The organism is Mesorhizobium sp. M8A.F.Ca.ET.218.01.1.1, from assembly GCF_004791165.1.
Classification (GTDB): Bacteria; Pseudomonadota; Alphaproteobacteria; order Rhizobiales; family Rhizobiaceae; genus Mesorhizobium.
This window is the reverse complement of the sequence record NZ_SRUZ01000058.1, coordinates 1-394: the sequence shown is the minus strand read 5'-3', so window position 1 is coordinate 394 and position 394 is coordinate 1. Positions and strand designations below refer to the sequence as shown.

Here is a 394-nt window from a genome sequence, read left to right as displayed (position 1 = left end):
GAGCAACTTGGTATAAAACAAAGTATGTCACGACCAGGATGTTGCATAGATAATGGACCTATGGAAGGTGTATGGGGAACCATCAAAAGTGAATTGTTTAGAGGTGAAAAAAAGTGATTTTTAAAGACAAGGCTACAGCAATAAAAGCAATTAATTCATATATAGAATTTTTTAATCAAGAAAGAATAACATTAAAAATGGCTACCCTTATATCGTAAATATAAGGTAGCCATAAACATTTTGTTTTTTTCACTGTCTACTTGACAGGGTGCAGTTCATAAAACGGATTAGTCCTTTATGTTAAATTGCAAGGCTCATTTAGAAATCAAAAACGTATATTTTAATCTAAAGTATCTTGAATATTTTTTTTCGTTTCTTCAGTGCTCTCTTCTGC

1 pseudogene is annotated in these 394 nt (G+C 31.2%); it reads left to right on the top strand.

What is annotated here, in order from left to right:
* Positions 1-218: pseudogene (locus EN861_RS36555) on the top strand (integrase core domain-containing protein); the annotation flags it as partial.
* Between the last annotated feature and the right edge of the window lie 176 nt (positions 219-394).